This is a genomic window from Mitsuaria sp. WAJ17 (assembly GCF_014174515.1).
GTDB lineage: Bacteria > Pseudomonadota > Gammaproteobacteria > Burkholderiales > Burkholderiaceae_C > Roseateles_B.
The window spans coordinates 1-3,781 of sequence record NZ_JACJUG010000068.1 but is presented as its reverse complement, the minus strand read 5'-3'; the positions used below and the strand labels follow the sequence as shown (position 1 = coordinate 3,781).

1 protein-coding gene is annotated in these 3,781 nt (G+C 66.5%); it reads left to right on the top strand.

Annotation, left to right across the window (positions count from 1 at the left end; translation table 11 throughout):
* Positions 1-3,781 (top strand): non-ribosomal peptide synthetase (locus H5407_RS23265; RefSeq protein WP_183106873.1); only part of this gene is annotated, 3,781 nt, incomplete at both ends.

The window sequence follows — 3,781 nt, the reverse complement described above, 5'->3', positions numbered from 1 at the left end:
CCGGCGAGGTGCAGAGCCGGCTGCAGGAACACCCGGCGGTGGCGCAGGCCGCCGTCGTGGTGGACCAGGTCGATGCGGGGCACAAGCGCCTGGTGGCCTACTACACCCTGGGTGAGGGCGCACAGCCTTTGTCGCCGCAGCAGCTGCGCGAGCATCTGTCCGCAGAACTGCCTGATTACATGGTGCCCAGTGCCTTTGTCCTTCTTCAGGCCCTGCCGCTGACGGCCAACGGCAAGCTGGATCGCAAGTCTCTGCCCGTACCGGACGAGGCCGCTCACATTCACCAAGGCTATGAGGCTCCGCAAGGCGAGCTGGAAGAGCAGCTGGCCGCGCTGTGGGCCGAAGTGCTGCAGCTGCCGCGCGTGGGCCGCCATGACAACTTCTTCGAGCTGGGCGGTCACTCGCTGCTGGTCATGCAGCTGGTTGCCAGGTTGCGTCAGCACCTCGGCCTGGACATGACGGTCGCCGATGTCTTTGCATGGCCTTCACTGGCTGCCCTGGCTGCCCTGGCTGCGCACGCTGAGAAATCGAGTCCGGGCGAGGCCGCCCTGGACATCTCGCTCTCCCGTCCGGCGAGGCTGCCACTCTCCTTCGCCCAGCAACGGCTGTGGATGCTTGCCCAGATCGAACCCGATGCGAACGCTGCCTACAACATCCCATTGGCATTGCGCCTGCGCGGTCCATTGAACGAGGACGCCTTGGCGTCGGCGCTTGCAGCCGTTGTGAAACGGCATGAGTCCCTTCGCACCCGCTTTGAACTGGAAGGCGACCAGCTGTTCCAGCGGGTTGAGCCGGACGTCGTGCTGTCGATGGAGCGAATCGACCTGCCAGGGGTGTCCAGCGAAGCACTGCGTCAGCTTGCCGAAGAGGAAGCCGGCATTCCCTTCGATCTCCGGAACACGCCGCTGCTCCGCGCCAAGCTGCTGAGGGTTTCGGCAGACGACCATGCGCTGCTGCTCACACTCCATCACATTGCCGCCGATGGTTGGTCCATGGGGGTGCTCATGCGCGAGCTGTCGGCCCTCTATGCGTCTGCACTGACAGGGACGCAGGCAGCGTTGCCGATGCTGCCGCTGCAGTATGCCGACTACGCACTCTGGCAACGCAACTGGCTTGAGCGGCAGGCCGATGTGCAGCGCCGATATTGGATCGACACCTTGTCGGGTGCGCCCGCGCTGCTGGCCTTGCCCTACGACTATCCCCGCCCGGCGATGCAGGACTACACGGGGGGAAGCGAAGCTGTGGAGGTCGATGCCGACCTGGTTCATGCGCTTCGCCAGTTGGGACATCAGCAGGGGGTGACACTCTACATGGTGGTCCTGGCCGCGTGGGGGCTGGTCCTGGGACGGCTTTCGGGCCATGAGGATGTGGTGATCGGGACGCCGCTGTCGAATCGGCCTCGGACAGAGTTCGAGGGGCTGATCGGCCTCTTTGTCAACACGCTGGCCATCCGCCTGGATCTCTCGGGAAGTCCATCGGTCAATGCCCTGCTCGCGCAGGTCCGGCGCCAGGTGCTGTCGGGCCAGCAACACCAGGACATGCCATTCGAGCAAGTGGTGGAGGCACTGCAGCCGCCGCGGTCGACATCCCATACCCCGCTGGTTCAGGTCATGCTGTCATGGCAGGACATGCCCGCCAGTGATCTTCAACTCGAGGGCGGGCTGGTCGTGGAGGGACTCGGCACCGAGCTGCGCAAGGCGCAGTTCGACTTGTCGCTTGAGATCGGCGAGCACGCGGGCTGTCTGGCGGGGCACCTGAATTATTCGAAGGCTCTGTTCAGGCCGGCGACCTTGCGTCGGTTCTGGGACCACGTCCTGTGCGTGCTGCGTGGCATGGTCAAGGACAGCGCTCAGCCCGTCGATGCCATCAGCCTGCTTTCGCCTTCGCAGCAGCTGTTGCTGCTCGAGCAGTTCAATGCCCCGGTGAGCGAGCTGCCTGTCGGGCTGATCCACCAGCGCTTCAGCGAGCAGGCCGCCCGCACGCCGGAGGCCCTGGCCGTCCAGTTTGGCGACCATCAGCTGAGCTACCGTGCGCTGGACGAGCAGTCCAATCAACTGGCCCGCCATCTGGTCGAGCGCGGTGTGGCCCCGGGTCAGCTCGTGGCATTGGCGCTGCCGCGCAGCGTGTCCATGGTCATTGGCATGCTGGCCGTCCTCAAGGCTGGCGCCGTCTATGTGCCGCTTGACGCGAACCTGCCCGCCCAGCGACTGCAGCGCCTGCTGCAGGACATCAAGCCTGTCCTGGTGCTTCAGGCCCCGGACGCTCCAGCTGCGCTGATCCTGCCGGCCGGCTGCGCCGGCATCGTCCTGGCGGATGGCGCCGTGGCGCCCTGGGCTTCTTCGTCCCGCGCGCCGGTGACGGTGAGGGCGCCTTCATCGCTCGCTTATGTGATCTTCACCTCCGGCTCCACCGGAATGCCCAAGGGCGTGATGGTGAGCCACCGCGCGGTACTCAACCTTCAGCAGGCCTTGAGCCAGCGCCTGGGTCTGGATCGCCCCTTGCGCATGAGCTTGAATGCCCCCATGAGCTTCGATGCCTCGGTGCAGCAGCTCTGCCAGCTCATGGCAGGGCACGCGCTGATCGTGGTGCCGGATGAGGTTCGCACCGATGCTCAGGCGCTGAAGCAGTTCCTGGTCGATCAGTCCCTTGATGTGCTTGATGCAACGCCGACGCAGATGAAGCTGCTGCTGGCGCAGGGGTGGGCGCAGGGCGAGTTCCACCGTCCCGCGCTGCTGCTGGTTGGCGGAGAAGCCATCGATGAGCCGCTGTGGAAGCAACTCGCCGCCTTGCCTGGCACGCGGGCGTTCAATGTCTATGGCCCCACGGAATGCACCGTGGACAGCACGGCGGCGCTGATTGCCGCGGACAGCGCGCCGCACATCGGCCGTGCGCTGAACAATGTCCGCCTTTATGTGCTGGACGCACAGCAGCGCCTGGTTCCTCCCGGTGTCGTGGGCGAGCTTTTCATTGGCGGTGCCGGGATTGCCGAGGGCTATCTCCACCGGCCGGATCTGACGCAGGAGCGATTCCTGGCCGATCCCTTCGTGCAGGAGACGCAAGGCGAAACGGGGCGGATGTACCGCACCGGCGACCTGGTGCGCTGGCGCGAGGACGGAGTGCTGGAGTATGTGGGCCGCAACGACGCGCAGGTGAAGCTGCGCGGCTACCGCATCGAGCTGGGCGAGATCGAGGCCCGCTTGCTGGCGCAGCCCGGCGTGCGCGAGGCGGTGGTGCTGGCCCGCGAGGACGAGCCGGGGTACAAGCGTCTGGTGGCCTACGTGGTAGGCGAGGACACACTGGCGGTGGAAGCGCTGCGCCATGGGCTGACACAGGAGCTGCCCGGCTACATGGTGCCCAGCGCCTTCGTGCGCCTGGCTGCACTGCCGCTGACGCCCAACGGCAAGCTGGACCGTCGGGCGCTCCCAACGCCCCAAGGCCACGACCACGCGCTTCGCGAGTACGCGGCGCCGCAGGGCAGCGTTGAAGCACTCCTGGCAGGCCTGTGGGCCGAAGTGCTGCAACTGCCGCGCGTAGGCCGGCATGACAACTTCTTCGAGCTGGGCGGTCACTCGCTGCTGGCGGTGACGCTGATCGAACGCATGCGCCAGGCCGGCCTGGCCAGCGACGTGCGGGCCCTGTTCAGCACCCCGAGCGTGGCGCAGCTGGCGCAGGGGCTGCAAGGCAGTCCCGAGCAGCTCCGCGAGGTCGAAGTCCCGCCCAACGCCATCCCTGAAGGCGCAACGCAGATCACGCCGCAGATGCTGCCCCTGGTCTCGCTGAG